We start from the raw sequence: 1656 nt of genomic DNA, 5'->3' as shown, positions 1-1656 counted from the left end.
CGAGCGGGAGCCCCATATGCCACAGCACTACCCCTTCAGCGCCGTCGTCGGATCCGACGACATGGCGCTCGCCCTGACCCTCTCGACGATCTCGCCCGCGATCGGCGGCGTGCTCGTGCGCGGCGAGAAGGGCACCGCGAAGTCGACCATGGTGCGCGCGCTCGCCTCGGTGCTGCCGGAGATCGACGTCATCGCCGGTGATCGGTTCTCCACCGACCCCCGCGAGTCTCATCCGTTGTCGCCCGACGGCCCGTTCGCCGCGGACGTCGACGTCGAGACCCGTCCGGTACGCCTCGTCGAGCTCCCCGTGGGTGCCACGGAGGACCGCGTGCTGGGTTCGCTGCACCTCGAGAAGGCGCTGTCGGACGGAGTCACCGAGTACGAGCCCGGCCTGCTGGCGCGCGCGCATCGCGGCATCCTCTACGTCGACGAGGTCAACCTGCTGCACGACCACCTCGTCGACCTGCTGCTCGACGCCGCTGCGATGGGTCGCTCGACGGTCGAGCGCGACGGTGTCTCGGTCGAGCACGCCGCGCGCTTCGTCCTCGTCGGCACGATGAACCCCGAGGAGGGCGAGCTCCGCCCGCAGCTGCTCGACCGGTTCGGCCTCACGGTCGAGGTCGCCGCGCCGCGTGATCCGGCTGCGCGCGTCGAGGTCGTACGCCGGCGGCTCGCGTACGAGGCCGATCCTGACGCCTTCGCCGCCCGGTATGCCGAGGACGAGGCGACGCTCACCGATCGCATCCAGTCGGCGCAGAAGCTCGTCGACCAGGTCGACCTCAGCGACTGGGCGCTGCTCAAGATCGCCGAGGTGTGCGCCGCGTTCGAGGTCGACGGCATGCGCGCCGACATCGTCACGGCCCGCGCCGCCGCTGCGCATGCCGCGTGGAACGGGCGTACGAGCGTGCTGCGCGAGGACATCCGCGCTGCGGCGCGGCTTGCCCTGCCGCACCGTCGCCGCCGCAACCCGTTCGACGCCCCGGGCATCGACGAGGACCTGCTCGACCAGATCCTCGGCGACGACGAGCCGCCGCCGGAGCCCGAGGGCGACGGCACGGACGACGCAGAGACGCAGGAGTCCCAGACCTCCGAGTCCGACTCACCCTCCGACCCGGGCCACGACCCCGCTGAGAGTGACACTTTTGAGGATTCACCCGGCGAGTCGCATCAAGACCGTCACTCCCAGCGTGAATCCGAGCCGGAGCAGCAGCCTGGCGGTACGGACGAGGTCACGGTTGCGGCCCCGCAGCAGCCGTACCGAGCCAAGCTGTTCACGGTCGGCGGCACGGGGGCCGGCGAGTCCGGCAAGCGTTCGCGGGCCATCACCGAGACCGGACGACGCATCGGCGCCCAACGGCGTACGGGCCAGGGCGGCTCGATCCACCTCATGGAGACGATCCGCGCCGCGGCACCGCACCAGCACGCCCGCGGCCGGGTTGCCAGCCTGAAGTTCCGCGCCGACGACCTGCGCCTCGCGGTCAAGGAGGGGCACGAGTCAAACCTGATCCTGTTCTGCGTCGACGCGTCCGGCTCGATGGCAGCGCGCAAGCGCATGGAGCAGGTCAAGACCGCGATCCTGTCGCTGCTGATGGACGCCTACCAGCGCCGCGACAAGGTCGGGCTCATCACGTTCCGCCAGGACGGCGCCGAGCTCGC

General features: G+C 71.1%; 1 protein-coding gene. It reads left to right on the top strand.

The genetic code is table 11. The features are described from left to right. Positions 1 to 16 precede the first annotated feature (16 nt). Positions 17 to 1656, top strand: a 1640-nt coding sequence (locus tag V6M46_RS19610; protein ID WP_442880471.1) for an AAA family ATPase, incomplete at its 3' end; no start/stop codon positions are given.

It is taken from the genome of Aeromicrobium sp., assembly GCF_036676885.1.
GTDB lineage: Bacteria > Actinomycetota > Actinomycetes > Propionibacteriales > Nocardioidaceae > Aeromicrobium.
The sequence above is the reverse complement of the archived record's forward strand: the minus strand, read 5'-3'. Positions and strand labels throughout refer to the sequence as shown.